General features: G+C 66.5%; 16 protein-coding genes and 1 pseudogene. 7 read left to right on the forward strand and 10 right to left on the reverse strand.

The window, feature by feature from the left end:
* The first annotated feature begins 150 nt into the window (after positions 1 to 150).
* The 4 genes and pseudogenes from AC3DE2_RS07545 to AC3DE2_RS07560 all read left to right on the forward strand — a co-directional run.
* The gene (locus tag AC3DE2_RS07545) at positions 151 to 3030 is read left to right on the forward strand and encodes a TonB-dependent receptor plug domain-containing protein (protein WP_488425678.1); all 2880 of its coding nucleotides are present in this window, start codon (positions 151 to 153) and stop codon (positions 3028 to 3030) included.
* A gap of 246 nt (positions 3031 to 3276) precedes the next feature.
* Positions 3277 to 6183: a TonB-dependent receptor domain-containing protein gene (locus tag AC3DE2_RS07550; RefSeq protein WP_488425679.1), complete on the forward strand. Its 2907-nt coding sequence runs from the start codon at positions 3277 to 3279 to the stop codon at positions 6181 to 6183.
* 263 nt (positions 6184 to 6446) lie between these two features.
* Entirely contained in the window at positions 6447 to 9299 is a 2853-nt protein-coding gene (locus AC3DE2_RS07555) for a TonB-dependent receptor plug domain-containing protein (protein WP_488425680.1), read from the forward strand.
* Between the two features lie 247 nt (positions 9300 to 9546).
* Positions 9547 to 9752 (forward strand): annotated as a pseudogene (locus AC3DE2_RS07560) (AAA family ATPase); the annotation flags it as partial.
* 127 nt (positions 9753 to 9879) lie between these two features.
* On the opposite strand, the gene AC3DE2_RS07565 reads toward AC3DE2_RS07560, so the two are convergent.
* From AC3DE2_RS07565 to AC3DE2_RS07580, 4 genes are read right to left on the reverse strand one after another with little or no spacing between them, the layout of a single operon-like run.
* Positions 9880 to 11928 carry a S9 family peptidase gene (locus AC3DE2_RS07565; RefSeq protein ID WP_488425681.1) on the reverse strand — a complete coding sequence of 683 codons (2049 nt, stop codon included), beginning with the start codon at positions 11926 to 11928 and terminating at the stop codon, positions 9880 to 9882.
* A gap of 20 nt (positions 11929 to 11948) precedes the next feature.
* Positions 11949 to 13769: a hypothetical protein gene (locus AC3DE2_RS07570; RefSeq protein ID WP_488425682.1), complete on the reverse strand. Its 1821-nt coding sequence runs from the start codon at positions 13767 to 13769 to the stop codon at positions 11949 to 11951.
* A 22-nt stretch (positions 13770 to 13791) separates the two neighbouring features.
* The gene (locus AC3DE2_RS07575) at positions 13792 to 14706 is read right to left on the reverse strand and encodes an ABC transporter ATP-binding protein (protein WP_295382990.1); all 915 of its coding nucleotides are present in this window, start codon (positions 14704 to 14706) and stop codon (positions 13792 to 13794) included.
* Positions 14707 to 14742: 36 nt separating this feature from the next.
* Positions 14743 to 15153, reverse strand: coding sequence for a GntR family transcriptional regulator (locus tag AC3DE2_RS07580; RefSeq protein ID WP_295382989.1), 411 nt, complete (start codon positions 15151 to 15153; stop codon positions 14743 to 14745).
* A gap of 263 nt (positions 15154 to 15416) precedes the next feature.
* Here AC3DE2_RS07580 and AC3DE2_RS07585 point away from each other — a divergent pair, with 263 nt between their 5' ends.
* The 3 genes from AC3DE2_RS07585 (at position 15417) to rnfB (ending at position 18496) form a co-directional block, all read left to right on the forward strand.
* A complete protein-coding gene (locus AC3DE2_RS07585; RefSeq protein WP_295382988.1) occupies positions 15417 to 15860 on the forward strand; it encodes a DUF2147 domain-containing protein in 444 nt (147 codons plus the stop codon).
* A gap of 95 nt (positions 15861 to 15955) precedes the next feature.
* Positions 15956 to 18025 (forward strand): methionine--tRNA ligase, encoded by a 2070-nt coding sequence (metG, locus tag AC3DE2_RS07590; protein ID WP_488425683.1) that lies wholly within the window; start codon positions 15956 to 15958, stop codon positions 18023 to 18025.
* Positions 18026 to 18076: 51 nt separating this feature from the next.
* A complete protein-coding gene (rnfB, locus tag AC3DE2_RS07595) occupies positions 18077 to 18496 on the forward strand; it encodes an Rnf electron transport complex subunit RnfB (RefSeq protein ID WP_488425684.1) in 420 nt (139 codons plus the stop codon).
* Between the two features lie 41 nt (positions 18497 to 18537).
* On the opposite strand, the gene AC3DE2_RS07600 is transcribed toward rnfB, so the two are convergent.
* The 6 genes from AC3DE2_RS07600 to AC3DE2_RS07625 form a co-directional block, all read right to left on the reverse strand.
* Complete coding sequence (locus AC3DE2_RS07600) at positions 18538 to 19488, reverse strand: TraB/GumN family protein (RefSeq protein ID WP_488425685.1); 951 nt, start codon at positions 19486 to 19488, stop codon at positions 18538 to 18540.
* Positions 19485 to 20453 (reverse strand): DUF1684 domain-containing protein, encoded by a 969-nt coding sequence (locus tag AC3DE2_RS07605; protein ID WP_488425686.1) that lies wholly within the window; start codon positions 20451 to 20453, stop codon positions 19485 to 19487. Before AC3DE2_RS07605 ends, AC3DE2_RS07600 begins: the two co-directional genes overlap by 4 nt.
* Entirely contained in the window at positions 20453 to 22192 is a 1740-nt protein-coding gene (gene mutL, locus AC3DE2_RS07610) for a DNA mismatch repair endonuclease MutL (protein ID WP_488425687.1), read from the reverse strand. The genes AC3DE2_RS07605 and mutL overlap by 1 nt, the downstream gene beginning before the upstream one ends.
* Before the next feature lie 73 nt (positions 22193 to 22265).
* Positions 22266 to 23834 (reverse strand): N-acetylmuramoyl-L-alanine amidase, encoded by a 1569-nt coding sequence (locus tag AC3DE2_RS07615; RefSeq protein WP_488425688.1) that lies wholly within the window; start codon positions 23832 to 23834, stop codon positions 22266 to 22268.
* A 75-nt stretch (positions 23835 to 23909) separates the two neighbouring features.
* Complete coding sequence (gene tsaE / locus AC3DE2_RS07620; protein ID WP_488425689.1) at positions 23910 to 24401, reverse strand: tRNA (adenosine(37)-N6)-threonylcarbamoyltransferase complex ATPase subunit type 1 TsaE; 492 nt, start codon at positions 24399 to 24401, stop codon at positions 23910 to 23912.
* Positions 24402 to 24425: 24 nt separating this feature from the next.
* On the reverse strand, positions 24426 to 25898 hold the full coding sequence (locus tag AC3DE2_RS07625) for an NAD(P)H-hydrate dehydratase (RefSeq protein WP_488425690.1): 1473 nt from the start codon (positions 25896 to 25898) through the stop codon (positions 24426 to 24428).
* Positions 25899 to 25900 lie beyond the last annotated feature (2 nt).

Below are 25900 nucleotides of genomic sequence, written 5' to 3' on the forward strand. Positions count from 1 at the left end.
AATGGAAAAGAAGGTTGATCCGTTCACAAAACGGTCACGCGATATTTATGCCGTGTTAACGTCAAGGAACAGGAGATTTTTCACTTTGCAGCGGCGTCCAAGGGGCGGACCGGTGGCTGCAGACCTTGCATAGTTTAGGGGATTCACCATATGACAGTTCGTAATGTCAGCGCACTTTCGCGCAGCCGCCTGAGCGCGGCCCTGCTTTCCGCATTGACCCTGACCGTCGCCGGTTCCGCGTTCGCGCAGGACTCCGGTCAGGCCGCCACCCCGGCTTCCAGCCAGACCGAAAACCAGCCCACCCACACCCTGGACAAGGTGTCAGTGACCGGCTCGCGCATCAAGCGCGCGGATATCGAAGGCCCGGCGCCGGTTACGGTCATCACGGCCGACCAGATCGAACGCGAAGGTTTTTCCACGGTGTTCGATGCCCTGGAGACACTGAGCCAGAACACCGGCGTCACCCAGAACGAACTCAATTCGGCGGGCGGCTTCACGCCGAACGGCAGCCCGGTCAACCTGCGTGGCCTGGGTCCCGGCCGCACCCTGCTGCTGATCAACGGTCGCCGCGCGGCCGACTATCCGTTCCCTTACAACGGCCAGAGCAACTTCCAGAACTTCGGCAACATTCCGTCCGCCGCGGTCGATCGCATTGAAATCCTCGCCGGCGGCGCATCGGCAATTTATGGCTCGGATGCGGTCGCCGGCGTGGTCAACGTCATCCTGAAGACCAATTTCGAGGGCGATGTGCTCAAGCTTCGTGGCGGCACCACGACCGAGGGAGGCGGCGATTTCGGCGACGTGCAGTGGATTGGCGGGCGCACCGGCGACAACTGGAGCCTGACGTACGCATTCGAGTACTTCGCCGATGAACCGATCTTCGGCACCCAGCGCGACTTCATGGACTCGTCGCTGGACAATCCCCGTCCCCCTGCGGTTGTCGGCATCCAACCCACTTCCACCATGTTGCTGCGTCGCAATTCGGGTTCGACGACGGGTTCTTACCTGACCCCGCGCGCCGGCGCGTGCGAACAGCTGGGTGACGAATGGGTGCGCTGGAACTTCCAGTCGCGCAATGCGACCACCGGCGTGATCACCAATCTGGGCCAGGCCTGCGGCAGCTACAAGAACTCCGCCTACCAGACCATCACCAACGGCAACCGCGATCTCTCTGGCTATCTTTACGGCACCTTCGATTTCGACAGCGGCTTGCAGGCCTGGGCGAGCCTCAGCGCCTACCACTCGAAGTCGAAGTTGACCGGCGGCACCGAGTTCATCAGCGGTCCGCACATCGATGGCCTCGGGGTGTTCTCCAATTACTACGACCCGCAGTTCAACAGCTCCATGACCATCCAGCGGTTGTTCACCCCGCAGGAAGTCGGTGGTCTCGACAAGCTGTACCAGCGGTTCACCGAGAAGTCGTTTGATCTGGCCGTAGGCCTCCGCGGCACCATCGCCGACCGCTGGGACTGGGACGTCACCCTGGGCCGCGCCGAGTACAACGCCGACCGCACCCGTCCGCGCCTGGACGGCGACAAGGTGACCTCGTACTTCTTCGGTGCACGCCAGGGCACGCAGTCGGGTCTGCCGGTCTACCGCCTGAACCTGGACCGCTACTACACCGCCCTGACGCCGCAGCAGTTCGCGGACATGTCGACGGTCGTGACCTACGACGCCGAGTCCTACGTCAACCAGGCCCAGTTCACCATTTCCGGTGATCTGTTCGAATTGCCGGCCGGCCCGCTGGGCATGGCGGCCGTCGTCGAAGCCAGCGAGCAGGGCTACACCCTCAACACGGACGAACGCCTGCTCCCCAGCCGCCGCGAGATCTACAACCTGACCGGCACCAGCGGTGGCGGTGACCGCAACCGCTACGCCGCCGGCGTGGAGTTCAACGTTCCGATCCTGTCTTCGCTGACGGCCAGCCTGTCCGGTCGCTGGGACAAATACGACGACATCACCAACGTCGACGACGCCAAGACCTGGGGCGCCGGCCTGGAGTGGCGCCCGCTCGAAAACCTGCTGTTCCGCGGCAGCTATTCGACCAGCTTCAAGGCGCCGGACATGCACTACGTGTTCAATGAAGGCAGTGGCTCCTTCACGACCACGCTGGACTACTATCGCTGCCTGTCCTCCGGCGGCACGCCGGGCCAGGCCACCTGCAACGGTGCGACCTACAACTACTCGATGTTCGCCACCAGCATGGGCGAGCCCACGCTGGAAGAGGAAACCGGCAAGTCGTTCACCACCGGCGTGGTCTGGGACATCCTCGATGACCTCTCCATCAGCGTGGACTACTTCAACATCCGCCTGTATGGCGCGGTATCGAACCTGACCTCGGCCTACATCATCGAGATGGAAGGCGGGTGCCGCACCGGTCTGGATCGCAACCGCCAGCCGTTCAAGTTCGAGGCGGGCTCGGCCTTCTGCCAGGAGATCCTGGGCCGTGTCACCCGCGATCCGGCGCCCGGCGAGCCCACCGATCGCGTCAGCAACATCCGCAGCGGCCCGGTCAACACCGCCTACAACCGCGTCAACGGCATCGATGCCACCATCAACTACCGTTTCGACACCGACCGCCTGGGCACCTTCAATACCCAACTGGCCTGGACCCACACCCTCGCCGAGGAGTACCAGCAGTTCGCCACCGACAAGGTGGACGAGGACTACCGCGACTACTACGGCAACTACAACTTCCGCAGCCGCATCCGGGGCAGCGCCGCCTGGAGGAAGGATGACTGGTCGGCCAACCTGTTCATGGTCCGCTACGGCAGCGTTCCAGCTTGGGGAATCTCCGACGCCCGCGCGGCCAAGGGCCAAAGCTATGGTCGAACCGGCCCCTACTTCGTCTGGAACGCGAACGTCAGCAAGCGGATCACGGACAAGGCCAAGCTGACGCTGTTCGTGAACAACATCTTCAACAACTTCCATCCGAAGGACGACACCTACAATTCGTATCCGTACTTCTGGCGTGCGTTCAGCCCGGTCGGCCGCGAGATCTCGGCGCAGTTCGAGTACACCTTCCGCTGACGTCCAGCACACCCATGTGAATGAAGAAACCCGGCCTCGGCCGGGTTTCTTTTTTGCTGCGCTACGGGAAAAATCCCAAAAAAATGTGACAATCATCACAAAACAATACAAATTACGCACCCTGCATGACGCAAGTCACACCAATCGTTATCTCCGTGTTAAGTTTCGTAACAAGGATTTCACATTGATGTGGCGGGTCGAGGGAACGACCACTTTCGCCTCGTCTTCCTTTAGGGGATTCACCACATGCCAGTTCGTAACTCACGCGCATTGAAGCGCAACCACCTGTGCGCCGCCCTCATCGCGGCACTCGTGCTGCCGACCACGGTGGCATTCGCCCAGGACAGTTCGTCCACCCAAGACAATTCGTCGTCGCAATCGTCCGACAGTGGTACCACCAACCTGGACAAGGTCTCGGTCGTCGGTTCACGCATCAAGCGTGCCGAAATCGAAGGACCGGCTCCGGTCACTGTCATCACCCGCGCCGACATCGAACGCGAAGGTTTCAATACCGTTGCGGACATGCTGCAGACGCTGACACAGAACACCTCAGCGTCCTTCACCGGCGATCTGGCGGTCACCGGCTTTACCCCCAATGCCCAGGTCGTCAACCTGCGCAACCTGGGTCCCGGCTACACCCTGACCCTGGTCAACGGTCGCCGTCCGGCCCAGTATCCCAGCCCCTACAATCGCGACAACAACGTCGTGAATATCCGCGCGATTCCGTCGGCCGCGGTCGAACGCGTGGAAGTCCTGACCGGCGGCGCCTCGGCGATCTACGGTTCCGACGCCATCGCCGGCGTGGTGAACATCGTCCTGCGCGAGCAGTACGAAGGCAACAGCGTGCAGCTGACGACCGGCACCACCAGCAATGGCGGTGGCGATTCCGTGACGCTGGAATACACTGGCGGCCGCACGGGCGATCGCTGGAGCGCTGTCTACTCGTTCCAGTACGGTTCGGAAGAACCGGTGTTCGCTAGCCAGCGTGATTGGTTGTCCGACAGCCGCCGCGGCCCGAAGGGCCCGCAGTTCACCAATCCGAGCCTGTCGCTGGCGACCCTGAACTTCAATCCGCGCACCGGTGTGCTGGGCACCAGTGTCTACTATCCGGGCCAGGCCAACTGCGATGCCTTCGGGTACACGACGGTCACCACGGGCACGCGCGGCCGCTACTGCGGTTCGTTCACCCAGCCGGCGTCCCGTTCGATCTCGAACAAAAACCAGTTCTACACCGCCTACGGCTACGGCACGTTCGACCTGAACGACAGTCTCCAGCTGTTCGCTTCCGGTTCGTTCTACAAGAGCGACGCCGAATCCAGCTCGGGCACAGAGTTCTGGAGCACCTCGAGCGATCAGTTCATGCGCAGCCAGGCCGGCGCGCAGTTGGCGGGCTACTACGACCGCCGCTTCAACAGCCCGACGTTCCTGCAGCGCGTGCTGAATCCGTTCGAAGTGGGCGGCAGCGACGCGGTCACCACCGAATACGACGAGAAGAGTTACGACATCATGGCGGGCGTCCGCGGCGACTTCGCCGATCGGTTCGACTGGGAAGCCAGCGTCGCCTATTCGCGTTACGACTACGAGGCCACCCGTCCCAAGCTGTTGTCCAAGTCGGTGCATGACTACTTCCTCGGCCCGCAGCTGGGCTGGCGGACAGTCAATGGGGTCACCCTTCCGGAGTACGAGCTGAACCTCGACCGCTGGAACACCCCGATGACGCCGGAGCAGTACCGCTCGATGACGACCACGGTGGCCAACACCGCGAAGGCGACCTCGGCGACGTTCAACTTCAACGTCAGCGGCGATCTGTTCGAACTCCCCGCCGGTGCGGTCGGCTTTGCCGGCGTGCTTGAAGCGGGTCGCCAGACCACCGACCTCAATAGCGATCCGCGCACCAGCCCGACCCGTCCGCTCGATGATCAGACCGTCTTCGGCCTGGGCAGTGCCGGCCGCACCAAGGGCGAGCGCAACCGCTACGCGCTGGGCGTCGAGTTCCGTGTTCCGATCCTGGACAGCCTGAGCGCCCAGATCGCGGGCCGCTACGACAAGTACGACGACATCACCGCGGTGGACGATGCCGTCACCTCGATGTTCGGTCTGGAATGGCGTCCGTTCAGCAGCCTGCTGCTGCGCGCGTCCTATGCCACCAGCTTCCGTGCCCCAGACATGCAGCAGGTCTTCGCGGAAGGCGCGGCGTCGTACGCCAACAGCCTCGACCGCTACTCCTGCCGCGCGGGCACCGGTCCGGCCGACGCGCTGGGTCCGCGTACCCTCGCGCAGTGCAACGTCTCCGGTGATCCGACCATCTACCAGATGCAGACGGTCGTCGCGGGCAACACCCTGCTCGAGGAAGAGAAGGGCAAGAGCTTCGGCGCCGGCTTCGTCTGGGACATCATGGAAGGCATGTCGATGTCGGTGGACTACTACCGCATCAAGCTGGAGGACCAGGCCCTCCAGCTGGCCGCGGCGACGCTGCTGGACAACGAGGCCAACTGCCGTCTCGGCGTGAAGGCCGATGGCAGCCCGTTCGAGCATGGCACCAACTCGGTCTACTGCCAGAACGTCTATGCACTGGTGACCCGTCAGGGTGGTTCGTCCACCGGCGTCATCCAGCGCATCAACTCCGCGTACATCAACGCTGCGCTGACCGACACCAGCGGCATCGATGCGACCTACAAGTATCGCCTCGATACGGATCGCCTGGGCACGTTCCGCCTGGATCTGGGTTATTCACTGGTGCTGACCGACAAGTACAAGCAGTACGAGCAGGATGAACTGATCGATTACCGCGATGAACCCAGCCGCAACTCGCGCAGCCGCGCCCGTGGTTCGCTCAACTGGTCCAAGGGTGACTGGTCGGCGACGGTGTTCGGCACCCGCTTCGGCACCGCGCGCAGCAGCGCCCTGGCGGATGGCGTCGACAGCCAGACCGGACGCCATTACTCGCGTCGCCTGGCTCCGTTCATGCTGTACAACCTGCAGGTTTCGAAGAAGTTCGGCGACAACGTGTCGGCTGATTTCACGGTGGTCAACGTCACCGACAATCAGTACCGCTTCGACGTCAGCAACACCGGCTATCCCTTCTTTGATCCGTACGTGGGTGCGGACCCGCTGGGCCGCCGCTTCTATCTGACCCTGAAGTACCGGTTCTGATAGTTGATGAGCCTGAAGAAGCCCGGCGGCAACGCCGGGCTTTTTTTTGGAAGATTGGTTGCGTCCATCCGAACGTAAAAAAAACGATATGGCCTTAACCAAGCCTGTCCATTCGTCTTCACAAACAGTAACAGACATTACAGCAGGGGTTAAACACGTGTTAAGTTCCCCGGCCCCGGGAATTCGGGGAACTCTGTGGTCTGGCTGAGGGAACAGCGCGAAGGGCCGCACCTTTTGCAATCTGCTCCAAGGAATAACAAGCAATGCCAGTTCGCAACATCAAGCGGAGCCGCCTGACCGCGGCGATGGTCGCCGTCCTGTTGGCCCCGACCGCCGCTTTTGCTCAAGACACCTCCCCCGCTCCCGCCGGCGATACCACCAACCTCGACAAGGTCACGGTCACCGGTTCGCTGATTCCCCAGACCCAGCTGGAAAACTTCACCCCGGTCACCACGATCTCCGCCGAGGACATCAAGACCCGCGGTTTCACCAGCATCGCCGATGCCCTGCAGCAGTCCGCCTTCTCCACCGGCGGCGTGCAGGGTGGCCAGACCTCCGCCTCGTTCACCCAGGGCGCCGAGACGGTCAGCATGTTCGGCCTCGATCCGGGCTACACCAAGTACCTGATCGACGGCCGCCCGATGGCCAACTATCCGGCGCTGTACAACGGCAGCGATACCTTCAACAACATCAGCGGCATTCCGATCGATCTGGTCGAACGCATCGAGATCCTGCCGGGCGGCCAGTCCTCCCTGTACGGTTCCGACGCGATTGCCGGCGTCATCAACATCATCCTGAAGAAGAACATGGACGGCGGCGCGCTCAGCGTGCGCGGCGGCGCCTATGGTGATGGCGGCGGCGACAGCTTCCGCGTCAGCCTGGCCAAGGGCTTCACCGGCTACGACGGCCGCCTGAACGTGCTGGCCGGCATCCAGGCCGAAACCAAGGATCCGATCTGGGGTTACCAGCGCGATCTGACCAAGCAGTACAACGTCAACGGCTACACCGCGCCGCTGGCCAGCCGCGACTACCTGGTCGCCGGCTACAGGAACTACGCGGCCGACGGCGGCATCAAGGCCGCCAACAACGGCTACTTCTTCCTGGATCCGAACAACTGCTCCACCGTCGGTGGCCAGTTCGGCGGCAGCGAAGGCCTGCAGAACCGTCCGGGCTTCGGCCAGTACTGCGGCTCGTTCACCACCCCGGGCTACCGCACCATCACCAACGGCAAGGAATCGGCGCAGGCCTACGGCCACGCCACCTTCGACGTCAGCGACAGCCTGCAGCTCTATGGCGACGTGCTGTACAGCCATGAAGAGGTGAAGTACGCCACCGGTTCGGCCTACACCTGGTGGAGCACCAGCGCCAAGTACGGCTACTTCTACGATCCCGACCTCGATGCGCTGGTCAACCTGCAGCGCGCGTTCTCGCCAGAGGACATCGGCGGCGAGGGCTACCGCGACATCATGAACACCGATCGCAGCAGTTCCTACTCGGTGACCTTCGGCGCCAACGGCGTGCTGGGCAACTGGGACTGGGATCTGGGCCTGACCCGCACCGAGTACCGCCTGAAGCAGCGTCGCTTCGCCCGCTGGGCGGATCCGATCAACGACTACTTCGAGCAAAACGTGCTCGGCCCGCAGTTGGGCCTGGATCCGGTGCAGGGCCTGTACCCGGTGTTCCGCCCCGACTACGCGGCGTTCTACACCCCGATGTCGCCGGCCGACTTCGCCAGCTTCACCGGCTTCGCGACCTCGCGCAGCAAGACCTGGGACAACATGCTGCGCGCGCAGGTGACCAACAGCTCGCTGTTCTCGCTGCCGGGCGGCGACGCCGGCCTGGCCGTGGTGGTCGAAGGTGGCAACCAGGGTTGGGACTACACCCCCGACGCACGCCTGATCGCCGATCCGGAAACGCTGGAATCGCAGGTGTGGGGCACCACCGCCGTCAGCGGCGCCGGTCACCGCACCCGCTATGCGGTCACCAGCGAACTGCGCCTGCCGGTGCTGGAACCGCTGACCGTGACCCTGTCGGGTCGCTATGACGCGTTCGACGCCTACGGCGAAACCGTCGACAAGCCGACCTACAGCATCGGCCTGGAATACCGTCCGATCGAAAGCCTGCTGCTGCGCGGCAAGTACGGCACCGCGTTCCGCGCGCCGACCCTGTCCGACACCTTCCAGGGCATCAGCGGCTACTACGACGAAGTGACCGACTACTACCGTTGCGCCCAGGAAGGCTACCTGCCGGGCAACACCGCCGACTGCGCCTACGACGACTCGCAGTTCTTCGGCCAGCAGGCGGGCAACCCGAAGCTGGAGCCGATCACCGCCGACGTGTGGAGCGCGGGCGTGGTCTGGGCGCCGAGCAGCAACCTGTCGATGTCGGTGGACTACTTCGCGTGGGACATCGAGAACGAAGTCGACCTGCAGAGCACCGACCAGCTGTCGCTGATGGAGTACTACTGCCGCACCGGCCAGATGGACACCGGTTCGCAGGGTTGCCAGAACGCGCTGGCCTGGATCACGCGTGACGGCACCGGCGCGATCGAGACCGTGTTCACGCCGAAGGTCAACGTCGCCAAGCAGAAGCTGCGCGCGGTCAACGCCAGCGTCAACTACCTGCTGGATATCGGCCGCTTCGGCGCGCTGAAGTTCGCCGGCAACTACACCAACACGCTGAAGCACACGGTCACCCCGCTGCCGGGCGATCCCGCGATCGACCTGCTGCGCGACCCGTACTCCATGTGGGTGTACGACGCGTACGCCAAGACCCGCGCGGACCTGTCGGTGGCCTGGAACAAGGACAAGTGGACCACCACGGTCTACGCGAACCGCATCGGCAAGACGCCGAACTGGGTCGCGTACAACACCCGTGGCTTCACCGATCCGCGTGCCGGCTGGTGGGCGCCGTACATCACGTACAACATGAGCGTGAACTACGCGCCGATGGACAACCTGGAATTCTCGTTCATGGTCAACAACCTCCTGGACAAGACCCCGGAAGACCAGGCCCGCAGCTACCCCGGCAACGAGGCCACCCCGTACAACAACGCCCTGTACAACGTGTACGGTCGTTCGTTCTTCGTGGAAGCGCGCTACAAGTTCGGCAAGTAAGCCGTACTTCGTGGTCGATGAAAGCGAGAAGCCCCGCCGCAAGGCGGGGCTTTTTCATTGGCCGAACACCGCACCACCGCTACGCGAGCCACACTCGCTGAAGGGACATTCGGTGCAATTGATTCAAAGACCTGCATTAAAGCAATGCCCTCTCCATGGTCTCTTTCGAGCTGCTTGCCGACATGAGGTCGGCAAGCACGGCTCGCACCGGAGCAAATGGAAACCATCGTCGCCAGGATGGCGCGCTGCGAGCCTGGTCAATCCGGACAAGCCGATCGGCAATGCCCTGTTCGCCGGCCCGACCGGCGTCGGCAAGACCAAGGCGGCCAGGCGATCCGTGTTGCAGTTGGGCATCAAGCTGGTCCGCTTTGACATGAGCGGATAAGGGAGCCGCCTTCGGTCAGCTGCTTGTTCGGTGTGCCCCCGGGCTACGCCTGCTTCGACCAGTGCGGCCCCGCAGCCGGAACCGGAAAAGCTGTTGCCGGCGACGGTTGGAATTCGCCAATCCGGTGCCGGAAACGAAAAGGGCGCCGGTTGATCCGGCGTCCTTGCGGTTTGCGCGGTTCGCGCCTGCGTTGCGCTAGCGCTTCGGCAGGAATTCGACGTCCTTGGCCACCACGCGCAGCGACGGCTTCAGGTAATCGCGCAATTTCGGGCTGGGTGCATCCGGCCTGGCGCCGCCGAGATAGCGGTGCAGCATGGTTTCCATCAGATAGACGTAGGCTTCGCGCGGCAACGGTTCGCTCGGTGAATGCCCGCCATCGGCCTCGACGTACAGGCTCACGTCCTTGCCCAGCCGCCGCAGCACGGCGGCATAGCTGATCACTTCGCGGATCGGCACGGTACGGTCTTCGCCACCGGCCAGCAGCAGCAAGGGGCGGCGCAACTTGCCGGCGTTGGCCATAGGTGACTGCGCACGCAGGTGGGCATAACTCGCGGGGTCGCCGACATCGAGCCCGAGCAGGCGCATCGATGCCGCCAGCGAACGGTCCGGGCGCGCGCCCTGGGTGCCGAACTCGTGCAGCCAGCGCATCGACCAGCCGAAGTCCGCCGGCGGCGCGCCGGCAATGCCGACCTTGAACAGATCGGGCTGGAAGGTCACGCCGAGCAGGGTCGAATAACCGCCAAACGAATGGCCGGCGATGCCGACCCGTTGCGGATCGCCGATGCCATGCGCCAGCAGCCAGCGCGTGCCTTCGACGATGTCCTGCTGCACGCGCCCATTGCCGTAGTCGCCATTCGGCGCCAGCGCATAGTCGCGTCCGTGTCCGGTGGAACCGCGGAAGTTGGACTCGAACACCGCGTAGCCGCGATTGACCAGCAATTGCGCGATGCCTTCGTAATCGTCCGCATGGAAATGATTGATCGGGCCGCCGTGTACGAAGGCAACCAGCGGCACGCGCGCAGGATCCGCGCCCGGCGGCAGCAACAGGAACCCGCGCACCAACATGCCGTCGGAGGCGCGATAGGCGAACGGCAGCTTGCGCGCCAACGCGGTCTCCGGCAGCGGCAGCGCGGCCTCTGCGTCCTGTTCGAGGATGCGGCGGATGCGTCCGCTGCGGGGGTCGTACAGATGCCACCTGGCGTCGCGCAGCGTGCTGGCGCGCTCGGACACCAGCCAATACGCATCGGGGCCATGGCCGATGCCGATTCCGATATCGCGGCCGGGGAAACGCTTGCCGATCGCCGCGACCTGTGCCTGCGCTGCGCCCAGTCCGTAGGTCGCCGCCACCGTGCTGCGGTAGCTCACGACCGCCGGAAGTTGCGTGCCCGGGTCGAGCACCACCTGGTCGAGGTCGGCCTCGCCACGCGGATCTGCATGCACGGTATGCAGTCCCCCATCACGATCCACCCGCAGCACGCGCCGAAAGTTGCCGCCGATATCGCCGTCGAGGAACAGATCGCCCTGCGGCGTCGCGGCCAGCAGCGCGGCCTGATCACGGATGACGTTCCAGCGCGCCAGTTCGCGCAGCCTCCCGGCGGCATCGACGCGGTAGAGCGCATCGTGGTCGCCGTCGAAGCGCAGCAATGCGACCAGCCGCCCGCGCGCATCGAGTGCAACGTCGTGGACGAAGCGGTCGTCGTCGCGCAGCAGCGTGCGCCGCCCGTGCGCGTCCCGCCGCACCACCGGCCAGCGCTCGCCGGTGGGCGTGCGCACGCGTTCGCGCAGCACCACAGCCGCCGGTTGCGAGGGGTCGACCCGGATCACGGCGCGCGGATTGTCGAGTGCGATGCGCACGCCGCTGCCGCCTTCAATCGACAGGCTCAGCAACGCGCGTCGCGCCTTGACGAACAGCCAGCGACCATCGCGCGACCACAGCAGCTCATCCGCTTCGGTGCGCGCCAGCAGTTGGCGCGCGGCTCCGCCGGCCGTCGGCAGGAGCCACACGCTGCGCTGTTCGCCCTGCTGGCGCAGGTAGGCGACATGGCGACCATCGGGCGACAGCCGCACCGATTGCAGCACACGCGATGGCTCGAACGCAGCGCGTGGATAGTGCGGCGCCAGTGTGCGTGCGCGCTCGACGCCAATCGCCGCGCGCAACCCGCCGGCATCGTCGGCGTGGCCGGGTATCGCCGCCCACCACGACAGGGTGCAGGCCAGCACCGCCAGGAGTTTCGGGAAATTCATTTCGATGATCTCCGTTCCGCTCAGGCCGCGACCGGCAGCGCACTCGGCGCAGCCATCGGCGGGGTTTCGCGACGCGGGTACATCAGCCACAGGCTGGCCAGTGCTGGCAGGCCGACCACGCCGCACAGCAGCACCCATGCCCAGCGACCGCGTGGCGAATGCTGCTGGCGCGCGCTCAGCCAGATCGCGCCCAGAAGCGCCAGCAGGCAGCACGCCGCGGCCAGCGCCAGGATGCGTTGCGACACCGGCTGCGGCTTCGCCGTCAGCGGATCGTCCGCCGCGAACAGGTCCTGTGCACCCAGGCAGATCGCACGCAGCACCGGCGACAGCCAGGTATTGCGGTCGGTGTAAGCCGCCGGCAGGTCGTTGTGGATCGCTCGGCGCGCGACTTCGCGCGCATGGCCCTTGCCGTCCACCCGCAACACCACCTGGTACGGGTGTTGCAGATCGCCGCTCCACACGCCCCAGGTGTAGGCGAACGACACCAGGTAGCCATCCAGCAGTTCGATCATATCCATCCGGCTGAGATTGCCGACCCGGCCCGGCATCGGCACGCGCATCAGCGGCTGCAGCAGGTCGAGCCCGCTCATCGCCTCGCGGCCGGGATAGACATAGGCGGCGCGGTTGCTCAGCACCACGATGTTGTCGCCTGCCGGTTCCGGCGGGACGGTCATCACCTCGCCCTGCGGCAGGCGGACGCGTTCGAACATCAGCTTCTGTGTGCTGTCGTATTGGTAGGCCGCATGCGCGTTGAACAGGTAGATCGCACCGAACGGCATGGTCGGCGCCGGGAACTCGGCCTGCGCCGCACCTACGCCGAGTTCGCCGCGCGCGCGCTGGTCGCGCAGGCCGCGGGTCACGAAACGCGCGCGGTCGTGGCTGAACACCATCCACAAGTTGTTCTCGTCATCGCCCAGTTCCAGCGGCGACAGGTTGGTCAGGCTGTTGCGCACCGGCAGGTTGCGCATCGGGTAGCGCGTGTACACGTCGGACAGGGCGATCTGCTCGCGCCACAGCGCAGCCTCGGGATCGCGGCTGTTTTCGATGCCTAGCAGCAGCAAGTCCTTGCCCTCGGCGCGGTCGGCCTCGACATGTCCGCCCTTCGGCGGTTCCAGCGAATTGAGCGGATGAGTGCCGCTCACCGTCCAGAACAATTCGATGCCGAAGCCCAGCATCCACATCAGGAAATACGCGCCCACCTGCACCGGCAATGCGACCGCCAGCACCGCCAGGGGATTGCGCGGCTGCACGGCCGGGTCCGGCTTGAACGCGATCGCCAGCAGTACGGCGAGGAAGGCGATGGCGGCGCATTGCACGCCGAGCATGGCGACGCCGGAGGCCTGTGCGTACATGAACAGGTTCGGCAGCAGGAAGGCGGCAAACGAATAGCGGCGGTTGCCAACCATCGCGTAGGCGCCGGCCAGGTAGCCCGTCACCGCGATCAGCCATGCGGCGATCGGCAGCATCCAGTGCCGCAGGTCGACCACGCGCGCGGTCATCGTTTCCTGGTACAGCGCGACCAGCGCGATCGGCAGGGCCACCGCGACCAGCAACAGCAGCGCGCCCGCGCCGGTCAATGCGCCAGCGATGCGCAGGCGGTGCAATGGGCGATGCAGCAGGTTCAACCATTGGTTCGGCTTGCGATACGCGCCCATCTGGTACAGGCCCAGCGCAACGCCGGCCACGGCATACACCGCGGCGAAGACCTGATAGACCACCAGCGGCTGCTGCGCCAGGTCGACCATGCGGCTCAGGAAACCCAGCACGGCGAGGTTGATGAGGCCGGCAGCCAGCGCCCACCAGCGGAAGCGCAGCAACTCGCACTTGAACAGATCGATCATGTTGGCGTCCTCGTTCGCGCGCTCAGGCCGCAGCCGGCGCGGCATGGTTCTTGGCAAGGAAGGCGTTGACGGCGCGGTCCAGGCTGACCGGCATCGACTGCACGCTGCGCGCACCGCTGTCGCGCAGGAATTGTTCGAAGCCATCGTCCTGATCCAGCACCAGGTAGTGATGCAGGCCGTCGAGTCGTTGCACTTCCAGCAGGCCCGGCACGCTGCGCGGTTCTGGCCCCTTGAACGGCACGTCGGCGACCCAGTGGGTGACCCGCGCGCAGAAATCCTCCGGCGCCGACATGTTCTTCAGCTGGCCATGCTCGAGGATGATCAGGTTGTCGGCGACGCGCTCGATTTCCTCCATCTGGTGCGAGCAATAGATCACCGTGCAGTCGTCGGTGGCGTTGCTGTACATCAGCGATTCGAGGAACGCACGCTTGGCGACGACGTCCAGGCCCAGCGTGGGTTCGTCCAGCACCAGCAGTTCCGGCCCCTGGGCCAGCGCCAGCGCCAGGTTGAAGCCGGCGCGTTCGCCGCGCGACAACTGGCTGATCTTCTGCTCGGGCAGCACGTTGTAGTGGCCGATCACGCCATCGAAGGCGGACTGGTTCCAGCGCCGATACAGCTTGCGCTGCATCGTGCTGACCTGGGCCACGCGCATCCAACCGGGCAAGGTGTGTTCCTCGTTGACGAAACCGATGCGACTGCGGTCATCCGGGGTCAGTCGCTGGCTGTCGCGGCCGAGGATGCGCGCTTCGCCCGCGGTCGGCGGCATGAAGCCGAGCAGGATGCGGAACAGGGTGGACTTGCCCGCGCCGTTGGCGCCGACGACGGCGTGGATGCGACCGCGCGGCACGGCCAGGTCCAGTTGGTCGAGCGCGAGCTTGCGGCCATAGCGTTTGCTCAGCGCGCGGGTTTCGATGACGTAGTCGGAGGAAGCGTCCATCTGGGTCTCGCTGAAAGTAGGGTTCAGTCGTCGGGGTCAGGCGCGTTTGCGCGGAACAAGTTGCTGAAACTCGTGGGCAACCCGCGCCTGCACCTCGTCAGGCGGGAAACCCAGCGGGATCACGTCGTTGATGAAGCGGCCGACGGCCTCGTCCAGGCGGCGCTCGCGTTCGGCGTCGCTCAGGCGCTGGCGTGGCTCGGCCACGTACAGGCCCATGCCTTGGCGCGATTCCAGCCAGCCCTCGGTGGTCAGTTCGGCGTAGGCCTTGGCTACCGTGTTCGGGTTGATGGTCAGTTGCTGGGCCAAGCCGCGCACGCTGGGCAACTGGTCGCCGGGCTTCAACTCGCTGGTGGCGATCTTCATCCTTACGGCATCGACGATCTGCTTGCCGATCGGGCGCGGATCGCCGGTGGCGATCTGGATCATCAGGGCTTGGGGTCGGGCCATTTGGGCGTCCTATCTGTACTATGTTTACTAGTACAGTACGAACGACCCGCATCCGTCAAGCCCCCTCGCGACGAAAAGGCTCCTGCGGCGACAGAACCCCGGATTCCGAGCCCGGGAGCACCCGGCACAAGCCAGGTTTTCCTTTCCCTTGCCGGCGGCCAACACGGAAACACCCTCTGCTTCCGTACGCCACCGGATGCGGTATAAAGGAGGCCATTCCGGCGGCTTCCGCCGGTTCGTCCAAGACTCCCTGGGAGGGGAACATGCGCAAGATCCTGACCGCCACCCTGCTGGCCCTGCCGCTGCTGGCCGCATCCCTGGCCGCCACCGCCGCCGACGGCGCGGTGGGCCGCTGGAAGACCATCGACGACAAGACCGGCAAGGTGAAGTCGATCGTGGAGATCTACACCACCACCAACGGCTCGCTGGCCGGCAAGGTGGTCGACGTCCTGCATTCGGACCGCGGCCCCAACCCGACCTGCGACAAGTGCACCGGCGATCGCAAGGACAAGCCGGTCAAGGGCATGGTCATCCTGTGGGGCCTGAAGGCCGATGGTGCCAACGAGTGGAGCGGCGGCACCATCCTGGATCCGGCCAACGGCAAGACCTACAAGTCGAAGATGGAACTGCAGGCCGGCGGCCAGAAGCTGGACGTGTCCGGCTGCATCGCCTTCATCTGCCGCGCGCAGACCTGGCAGCGCGAGTAAGCGCCACCGGATATCGCGTTCCCGACAGCCCGGCTCCGCCGGGCTGTCCTTTTTGGGCCATGCGATAATGGCCGACTCCCCGCAAGCCGTCCGCCATGAGCCGCACCGCCCTCGTTACCACCGCCCTGCCCTACGCCAACGGCCCCCTGCACCTGGGCCATTTGGTGGGCTACATCCAGGCCGACATCTGGGTCCGGGCCCGCCGGCTGGCCGGCAACACCACCCATTTCGTCTGCGCCGACGATACCCACGGCACCCCGATCATGCTGGCGGCGGAGAAAGCGGGCACCACGCCGGAGGCCTTCGTCGCCGACGTGCAGGCGGGCCACGAGCGCGATTTCGCCGCCTTCGGCGTGGCGTTCGACCACTACGATTCGACCAATTCGGCCACCAACCGCGAACTGACCGAGGCGTTCTACGCGAAGCTGGACGCCGGCGGCCACATCGCCCGCCGCAACGTCGCCCAGTTCTACGACCCGGCCAAGGGCATGTTCCTGCCGGACCGCTACATCAAGGGCATCTGCCCCAACTGCGGTTCGCCGGATCAGTACGGCGACAACTGCGAGGTCTGCGGCGCGACCTACGCGCCGACCGATCTGAAGGAACCCAGGTCGGTGCTGTCCGGCAGCACGCCGGAAATCCGCGACTCGGAACATTTCTTCTTCGAGGTCGGCCGTTTCGAGGCGTTCCTGCGCGAATGGCTGGCCGGCGACGTGGCGCTGCCGGGCGTGAAGGCCAAGCTGATGGAATGGCTGGACGCCGAGGGCGGCCTGCGCGCGTGGGACATCTCGCGCGACGCGCCCTATTTCGGCTTCGGCATTCCGGGGGCACCGGGCAAGTACTTCTATGTCTGGCTGGATGCGCCGATCGGCTACCTGAGCAGCTTCAAGGTGCTGTGTGCGCAGCAGGGCCTGGATTTCGAGGCGCACCTGCGCGCGGGCACCGACGTGGAGCTGCACCATTTCATCGGCAAGGACATCGTCAACTTCCATGGCCTGTTCTGGCCCGCGGTGCTGCACGGCACCGGCCATCGCGCGCCGACCCGGCTGCACGTCAACGGCTACCTGACCGTGGATGGCGCCAAGATGTCCAAGTCGCGCGGCACCTTCGTCAAGGCGCGCACCTACCTGGACGTCGGCCTGGAAGCCGAAGCGCTGCGCTACTACTACGCGGCGAAGTCCTCCGGCGGCGTCGACGACCTGGATCTGAACCTGGGCGACTTCACCGCGCGGGTGAATGCCGATCTGGTCGGCAAGTTCGTCAACCTGGCCAGCCGCTGCGCCGGCTTCATCGACAAGCGCTTCGGCGGCCGGCTGGCCGACGTGCTGCCGGACCATGCCATGTATGACCGCTTCGTCGCCGCGTTAGGGCCGGTGCGCGAAGCCTACGAACGCAACGACCCGGCCGCGGCCATCCGCGCGACCATGGCGCTGGCCGACGAGGCCAACCGCTACATCGACGACAGGAAGCCGTGGGTGATCGCCAAGCAGGACGGCGCCGACGCCGAACTGCAGGCCGTCTGCACCCAGGGCCTGAACCTGTTCCGCGTGCTGGCCGCTGCGCTCAAGCCTGTGCTGCCGCGCACCGCAGCGCAGGCAGAAGCCTTCCTGGCTTCGCCAATCACCGCCTGGCCGGATCTGGATGCGCCGCTGATCGGCAACGTCATCCAGCCCTACGCCGCCCTGTTCACCCGCATTGACCCGAAACTGATCGACGCCATGACCGAAGCCTCCAGGGAAACCCTCGCCCCCGCCGCTGCCGCGCCCGCACCGGCAAAGGCCACCGTCACCGCGCCCACCAAGCCGGCTGAAACGGTCGGCGGCGATGCGACCGCGACCATCGGCATCGACGACTTCGCCAAACTCGACCTGCGCATCGGCAAGGTACTGGCCTGCGAGTTCGTCGACGGTTCGGACAAGCTGCTGCGTTTTGAACTGGATGCGGGTGATCTCGGCAAGCGCCAGATCTTCTCGGGCATCCGCGCCAGCTACGGCGAGCCGGAAAAGCTGGTCGGACGCCACGTGGTGTTCATCGCCAACCTGGCCCCGCGCAAGATGCGTTTCGGCCTGAGCGAAGGCATGATCCTGTCGGCCGGCTTCGACGGCGGCGCGCTCGCCCTGCTGGACGTCGACGGTGGTGCGCAGCCGGGCATGCCGGTTCGCTGAGCCGTCCCTGGCGACCAGTCACCCCTGTCGCGGCCCGGAATCCGCCTTCGCATGAGCAACGCCGTACCCGCGCTGGTTGAACGGCTCGATCGGCTGTTGCCGCAGACCCAGTGTGGCCAGTGCGGCTTCGACGGTTGCCGTCCCTATGCCGAGGCGATGGCGCGTGGCGAGGCGGATGTGGATCGCTGTCCACCCGGTGGCGATGCCGGCGCGCGCGCCCTGGCCCGTCTCCTCGATCGTCCGGCGCTGCCTTATGATCGCGAGCGCGGTGAACACAAGGCACCTGCGATCGCCGTGGTCATCGAGGCCGACTGCATCGGTTGCACCAAGTGCATCCAGGCCTGCCCGGTCGACGCCATCATCGGTGGCGCCAAGCACATGCACGTGGTCATCGACCCGTTGTGCACCGGTTGCGAACTGTGCGTGCCAGCCTGTCCGGTCGACTGCATCGTGATGTCGCCGGCGCCATAGCCGGCGTTTTCCATCGCGCGGGAACGCCACGCGCGATGCCACTACTTCTGCGGCGCCTTGCACGCCGAGCAGATGCGCTCGACCTGGTAGCCGCGCGCACGCAGCTTCTCGACCACGCCGTCGCTGCCCAGCAGGTGCAGCGCGCCCACGATCACCAGCGTGTCGTCGCGGGAGGACCCGGTCAGCCGCTTTTCGATCTTCGGCACCCAGTTGTCGTTGCGATCGACATTGATGCGCTGGTACAGGCGCGGATACTCGCGTTTCATCTCCGCGGCCATTTCCTCCCACAGCATGGCGGCGTCGCCGCGCCGCCAGGCCGCGTGCAGCTTCTCGGTCTGGCCGGGGCCCTTCTCCGCCTGTTCCAGCACTTCCTTTAGGAACTGGCGCTGCTCCACCGCATCCATGCCATCGAGCAGGGTGATCTGATCCATGGCCTGTTCCAGTCCGCTGGCGGGTTTGCCGGCGGCCTTGGCCTGTTCCATGAAATGCGCGTCCAGGCCGATCTTGGGATCCAGTCCCTGCCGCATCATCTCGGTCACGCTGATGGTCAAGCCGACAAACCAGGGCTTGAACGCGGCCAGATTGGCGATCGGCATGCCGTTTTTGCCGGCATAGGCTTCCAGCATCGTCCAGGTGGCCTCGTCCAGATCATCGCGCAGGCTCTTGCCGTCGCTGCGCAACGCGGCCTGCATCATCCGGGTCGACAACGCCGGCCCCATTTCGTCCGGGGACAGTTCGAACATCAACGATTCGGCATCGGCGAACGCGCCGTCCACGTCGCGCGCCAGCGGATAGTCCGCGGGTTTGAGCATATGGAACGAGCCCAGCAGGTACACCGCGTTGTCGCTGTCGGAGACTTTCCAGAGCAGCGGCACCGGCGCGTCGGCCTGAGATTCCGGCGCATCGGCGAATGCCGGCAAGGCGAAGCCGGCGAGCACGGCCAGGCCGGCGATGCGCAAGCGGCCCATCTTCCTGCGGGACGTCTGATTCATGGAGCAGTGGCCTTCCGGGGTGAGGGCGCCGAGGCTGCGGGCGCGGGTGTGTAGGTCTGTTCGCCGGCCGTGATCGCCAGATCCAGCCGGTTTTCCGGCGGCGGCAACGGGCAGGTCGCGAACGGTGTGAACGCGCAGGGCGGGTTGTAGGCCTGGTTGAAATCCAGCCAGACCTTGCCATCCGCCACCGCTGGCGCATCCAGGAAGCGTCCGGCCGGATAGCTGCCGTGGCCGCTGGTGCGATCGGCCAGCACGAAAAACAGCTCGCCTCCCGGGTCGCCCAGCGCTTCCAGTCGATAACGGCGTCCCTCGCGCTCGAACTCGACCACGCCAGGATTGGGCGAAGGCGTGGTGACGCCGATGATGTCGACGATGGGAATGGTCTTGCCGGGTGGATGCGGGATGAAGCGCGCCTGGATTTTCCAGTCCGCGTCCATCGGCCAGTACTTCAGGCCGGCGAACTGCAGCCGGCTGGCCGCATCGGCGTGTTTCACCCGCAGGGCGTGACGCCCCCCGCGTTCGATCACGGTCAACCATCCCTTGCCGTCGTCGAAACCGATGACGCCGGGTGACTCGTCATGATCACTGGGGATCTCGACCTTGCCCTTGAGCGGCTGGCCGTTGAACGTCATCGCCACGCCCGGTTCCGGCGTGAAATGGATGCGCCCCGCCTCGTCGGAAATCATGCCCAGCTTGGCCGGCCCGACCGCCAGACGGATGCCGCTGTCCGGACCGCTGCCGACGTAGTGCGCCTTGAGCTGGATCCAGTGCAGGCCGATCAGGCTGTTCCAGCCATCGGGCTTGAGCAGTTCGTCGCGACGCTCGCTGCGCCATTGCTGCTCGGCCGCGACGAAGGCAGGATCCTGTGTCTTCCGCGCCGCCGGCAGGTCACCGGGCGCCTCCCGCTGGCACGCGGCCAGCAGCAGCAATCCGGCGATGCCGGCATATCGTTGCCAATTGCCCATCACGTCCCCCGCTTGAACCCTTGTTCGATTTCCGACAGGTCGAGGCGTCGCCACACTCCCCCCGCCTGGCCCTCCCGCGCCTCGATGCGTTCGACATCGCGCAACAGCGCGTTCATTTCCGCCAGCGTCATCCCTCGCGGCGGCGGTACGCCATGCCGCGCCATCACCGCCAGTGCGGCGTCAAGGCGCGCATCATCGTCGCCCGCTCCTGCATCCGCGCAAGCGGCCAGCACATCATGCAGCAGCGCTTGCGGATCGGCATCCACCAGCAGGGCCGGCACCGCGCGCAGGCGTAGCCGCGATTCGCCGGCCGGTTCGACCACCAGGCCGAGCGATGCCAGCCAAGCCACGTGCCGGGTGCCCCAGCGTGCGTGCTCCCTGTCGACATCCGGTTCCAGCGGCAGCAGCAGCGGCTGCGCATGCAGGCCGATACCGGCGCGCGCGGTGCACAGGCGCGCCAGCATCAGTTGCTGATGCGCGGCCGGCAGATCCACCATCACCAGGCCCGCTTCGTCCTGGGCCAGCAGATAGCGACCATGCAGCACCGCGACCGCGAATCCGAGCGGCGGGATCGCGCCGTCCTGCGACATCGGCAGGGGCGGCATCGCCGGCTGCGATGGCAAAGCGCCGTGGTCGCCGTACAAGGCTTCGTAGAACGCGCGCGCTTCGCGCACCTGCGCCGCCGGCAGGGCGTGTCCCGCCAGGCCTTCGGCACCGCGGGGCATCGCCAGCGCCTGTTCCATCGTCGCCCGGGTTTCGGCCAGCGCTTCGTGCAGGGTGCGCAGGACGAAGTCGTAGATCAGGCGCGCGTCGCGGAAGCGCACTTCATGCTTGGCCGGATGCACGTTGACGTCGACCCGGGTGGGATCCAGGTCCAGGAACAGCACGTAGGCCGGCTGCCGTCCATGGAACAGCACCTCCTTGTAGGCGCTCTTGGCGGCATGGCCGATGTTGCGATCGCGGACCGCGCGGCCATTCACGTACAGGTACTGCTGATCGCCGGTCGCGCGCGAATAATTGGGTTGCGCGATCCAGCCATGCAGGCGCAATCCGGCCGCGGCATGCTCGATGCGCAGCGACTGGTCGACGAAGGTTTCACCCAGGGTTTCGCGCACCCGCGCGAGTGGATCGACGCCATCCGGCCGGTAGCGGCGCGACGGCTTGCCGTCCACGCCCACCCGCAGTTCAATCTCGGGGCGCGCCAGCGCGAGCGAGCGCAGCCATTCCTCGATATGGCCCAGTTCGGTGCGGCCCGCGCGCAGGAACTTGCGCCGCGCCGGCACGTTGTAGAACAGATCCCGCACTTCCACCGTGGTGCCTGGCGGATGTGGCGCCGGCGCCACTTCGCCAAGTTGACCGCCATCCACGCGCAGTGCCGCACCGTGCGCGTCGTCCGCGCGCCGCGACGTCAGCAGGAAACGGCTCACCGAGGCGATCGACGGCAGCGCTTCGCCACGGAAGCCCAGCGTGGCCACGGCTTCCAGATCATCCAGCGAAGTGATCTTGCTGGTGGCATGGCGCGAGATCGCCAGCGGCAGTTCCGCGGCGGGAATGCCGCCGCCGTCGTCGCGGATCCGGATCAGCCGGATGCCGCCATCCTCCAGGTCGATATCGATGCGGCGCGCGCCCGCATCCAGCGCGTTCTCCACCAGTTCCTTGACGACCGACGCCGGGCGTTCCACCACCTCGCCCGCGGCGATCTGGTTGATGAGGGTGTCGGGCAGTTGGCGGATCGGCACGTCGGGGCGGCGCGTTCGCCGTCGCGGGAAGTCAATGCGGATGATAGCCGAGCGATGCCCCGGCGCGGAGCACTCAGGGCGCGCCGGCGGCGCCGCCCGCGGCGGCGCTGCGTGCTTCGGCTTCGGCCTGCGCGCGCGCGGCGAACAGCGTGCCCGGCGGAGGCTGGCGGGTGAAGTAGGTGTTGACGCCATCCAGCACGGCGGCAGCGACCTTGCGCTGGTAGGCCGGATCCTTCAGCCGCTTCTCTTCGTCCGGATTGGAGATGAAGGCGGTTTCCACCAGCATCGAGGGCATGTCCGAGGTGCGCAGCACCGCGAAGTTGGCGCGTTCGATGTTCGGCTTGTGGTTGTTGCCGACCCGCTTCAGGCCATCGAGCACGTGGTTGGCGGCGTCTTCCGAGGCGCGCATGTGGCCGCTCTGGGCCAGGTCCAGCAGCACCGAGCCCAGCGTGTTGTCGACTTTCTGCAGGGCCACGCCACCGATCAGATCGGAGGCGTTTTCCTTGTCGGCCAGCCAGCGCGCGCGCTGCGAGGACGCGCCCTTCAGCGACAGCACGTACACCGATGAGCCACGCGCCGAGCGGTTTTCCGCGGCGTCGGCATGGATGGACACGAAGATGTCGGCACCGGCGGCGCGGGCCTTGCGGGCGCGCATGTTGAGCGGAATGAAGACATCGCTGTCGCGCGTCATGTAGGCCTTCATGCCCTGGGTGGCGTTGATCTGGCGGGCCAGTTCGCGGCCGATCGCCAGCACCACGTTCTTCTCGTAGGTGCCGCCCTGGCCGACCGCGCCTGAATCCTGGCCGCCATGGCCCGGATCGATGGCCACGATCAGGGGACGCATGCCGGCGCGCATGCCGACCTTGGGCGCCGGTTCCTGCGGGGCCGCGACGGACGCGGGTTCCTCCGGCGCCGGCGTGGCCGGTTTGCCGGTGGCGATGGTGTACGGCACGCCACCGGCGGTCACGCCGGCCGCGTTCGGCTGCGCGGGCGCGACCTGGGCGGTGGGCTGGCCGTTGAGGATGGCCTGCGGGGACGGGGACGACGATGCCGGCGCAGCTTCGGCCGGACGCGGCGCGGGTGCATTGGCCTGCTGCGCGACCTGGGCCGCCAGCGCCGCGGTGGCCTGGCCGGCCGAAGGTGTCGGCGCGACTTCGCTCGGCGCGGCCGAGGCAGGCGCGGACGACGACGGGGTGGTCACGGCGGGCGCCTTGGCGACGGCGTTGGCGGGACCGTCGCCGGGCCATTCGATGACCAGGCGTGCACCGCCGCCGACGCTTTCCACGCGCGGTTTCAGCGCAGTGATCGGCCCGGCCAGGTCGAACACGACCCGCAGGGTGCCGGGACTGGGCTGGCCGGTCCGCACTGCGGTGACCACGCCCTGCCCGCTGGGCAGCTTCAGGCCGCGCGCCGCGCTGGACGCGGGCAGATCCACGACCAGGCGCTCGGGGCCATGCAGGGCCAGGGTCTTGAACTCGCCCTTGCCCTGCAACTGGATTTCCGCCCGGGTGCCGGTCGCGCCGTTGCTCAGCTGGACCGCGCTGACCTCACCGGCGGACGCGGTTCCGGCCCACGCCGAAGCCATCACCAGCCCGAGGGCGGCGACACATAGGCGTTGGAATGGAGGCTTCCCCGGGCGCATGGGGCGGATTCAAGCACCAACCGCGCCGGATTGCAAGAAGTTTTCCCTTAATAATCCGTGACCTGCCGGATCTTCCTATACCGCTGGGACAGGTGATCGAGGCAACTGGCGATCTTTTGTCAGCCGTCCCAGCCATTCCCAGCCCGCTCCGCTGCACGCCTCCAGGGTGGCGGAACGCCCGGATCCGTCCACCGCCAGCCTGACCCGCAGGTCGCAAGCCGGCAGCCCGGCGCCGCCGCGCTCGGGCCATTCCACCAGCCACAGGGTGGCGCTGCCCTCGTCCAGGCCCAGGAAATCCAGTTCCCCCGCATCACCGATGCGGTACAGATCCAGGTGCCAGGCTTCGCCGTCCGCCAGCGGATAACGTTCGACCAGTGTGTAGGTCGGGCTGCGGATGGCGCCCTGCACGCCCAGTGCGCGCAGCAGCGCGCGCGCCAGGGTGGATTTTCCTGCGCCGAGATCGCCTTGCAGGTGGACCACGGCACTGGTCGGCCGGCTCGCGGCGAGCGCGTGTCCGAGCGCGTCGGTCGCCTCGCTGTCGGGAAGAAACAGGGACAGGGATTCCATGCCGCGATTCTAGCCTTCGCGCGCTCAGGGATTGGCGAGGCCGCGCACGATCGGCATCAGATCCGAAGGCAGCAATCCACGTTCGCCGTCGGCGGCCGCGGCGTCGGCCGCAAGCGAATGCAGCAACGCGCCGGCACGCGCCGCGTCGAACGCCGGCAGTCCCTGCGCGCGCAGCGCCGCGATGATGCCGGTCAGCACATCGCCCATGCCACCGACCGCCATGCCGGGATTGCCGGCATCGAGCACGCAGGGCGTTTCCCGCGGGGCGGCGATGATCGTGCCCGCGCCCTTGAGTACGACCACGGACCCGTGACGTTCGGCCAGCGCGCGCGCGGCGGCCAGGCGATCCCGCTGGATTTCGCGCGTGTCCGCGCCCAGCAGCCGCGCCGCCTCGCCCGGATGCGGGGTCAGGATCGCGTCGTGAAGTTCGTGCGGATGCGCCACCAGCAGGTTGAGCGCATCGGCGTCCAGCACGCAGGGCTTGCCCGCGCGCAGCGCCAGTTCGAACAGACCCATTCCCCATTCGCCTTGCCCAAGTCCTGGCCCGAGCGCGATCACGTCGGCCTGCGGCAACAAGAGCGCCAGGTCCTCGCCGGATTCCACCGCGCGCACCATCGCTTCCGGCCTGCGCGCCAGGATTGGTCCGACATGGCGCTCGCGGGTAGCCACCCGCACCAGGCCGGCACCGGCGCGCAAGGCCGCCTCCGCGCACAACGCGATGGCGCCACCGCTGCCCTGGTCGCCGCCGATGCAGAGCACGCGTCCGGATTCACCCTTGTGGGTGTTGCGTCGCCGCGGCAACAACCAGCGCGCGAGCGCGCCCTGCCCCAGCCCGGTCGCCACCGGCGCAACGTCGGTGAAAATATCGTCCGGCACGTCGAGTTCGTCCAGCGCGCACGCGCCGGTGTACTCGAGCGCATCGCCGGTGCGCAACCCGACGTGTTCGGCAATGAACTGGAGGGTGCGCGAAGCCAGCACCGCCACGCCTGGCACCTGGCCGCGATCGGCGTCCACACCGCTGGGAACATCCAGCGAGAACACCGGCGCGCTCTGCGCGTTGATCGCTTCGATCAGCCGCGCGGATCCCGCCTCGGGCGCACGCGACAGGCCGATGCCGAACAGTGCGTCGACCACCAGATCCGCGGCGGGCAGGACGATGTCGAACAGTTCGACCCGGCCACCGGCGGCGATGTAATCGGTGCAGGCGCGCTGGCTGGACGGAGTGCGCGGCGCGTGCTCGTCCAGATGCGCCACCAGCACCGTGCGTCCGGAGCGACGCGCCAGCTGCGCCAACACGTAACCATCGCCCCCGTTGTTGCCCGGCCCGCACACCACCACGATCCGCTGCGCCTGCGGCCATTCGGCCAGCAGCTGGCGCCAGGCGGCCTGTCCGGCCCGCAGCATCAGGGCATGCGAATCGCCGCCCAGGCGGGCGGTCGCACGCGCATCCAGTTCGCGCGCGGCGTGGGTGTCGTACAGGGGAAAGCTGCCGGACATGC

This window comes from Pseudoxanthomonas sp. 68-E7 (genome assembly GCF_057773145.1).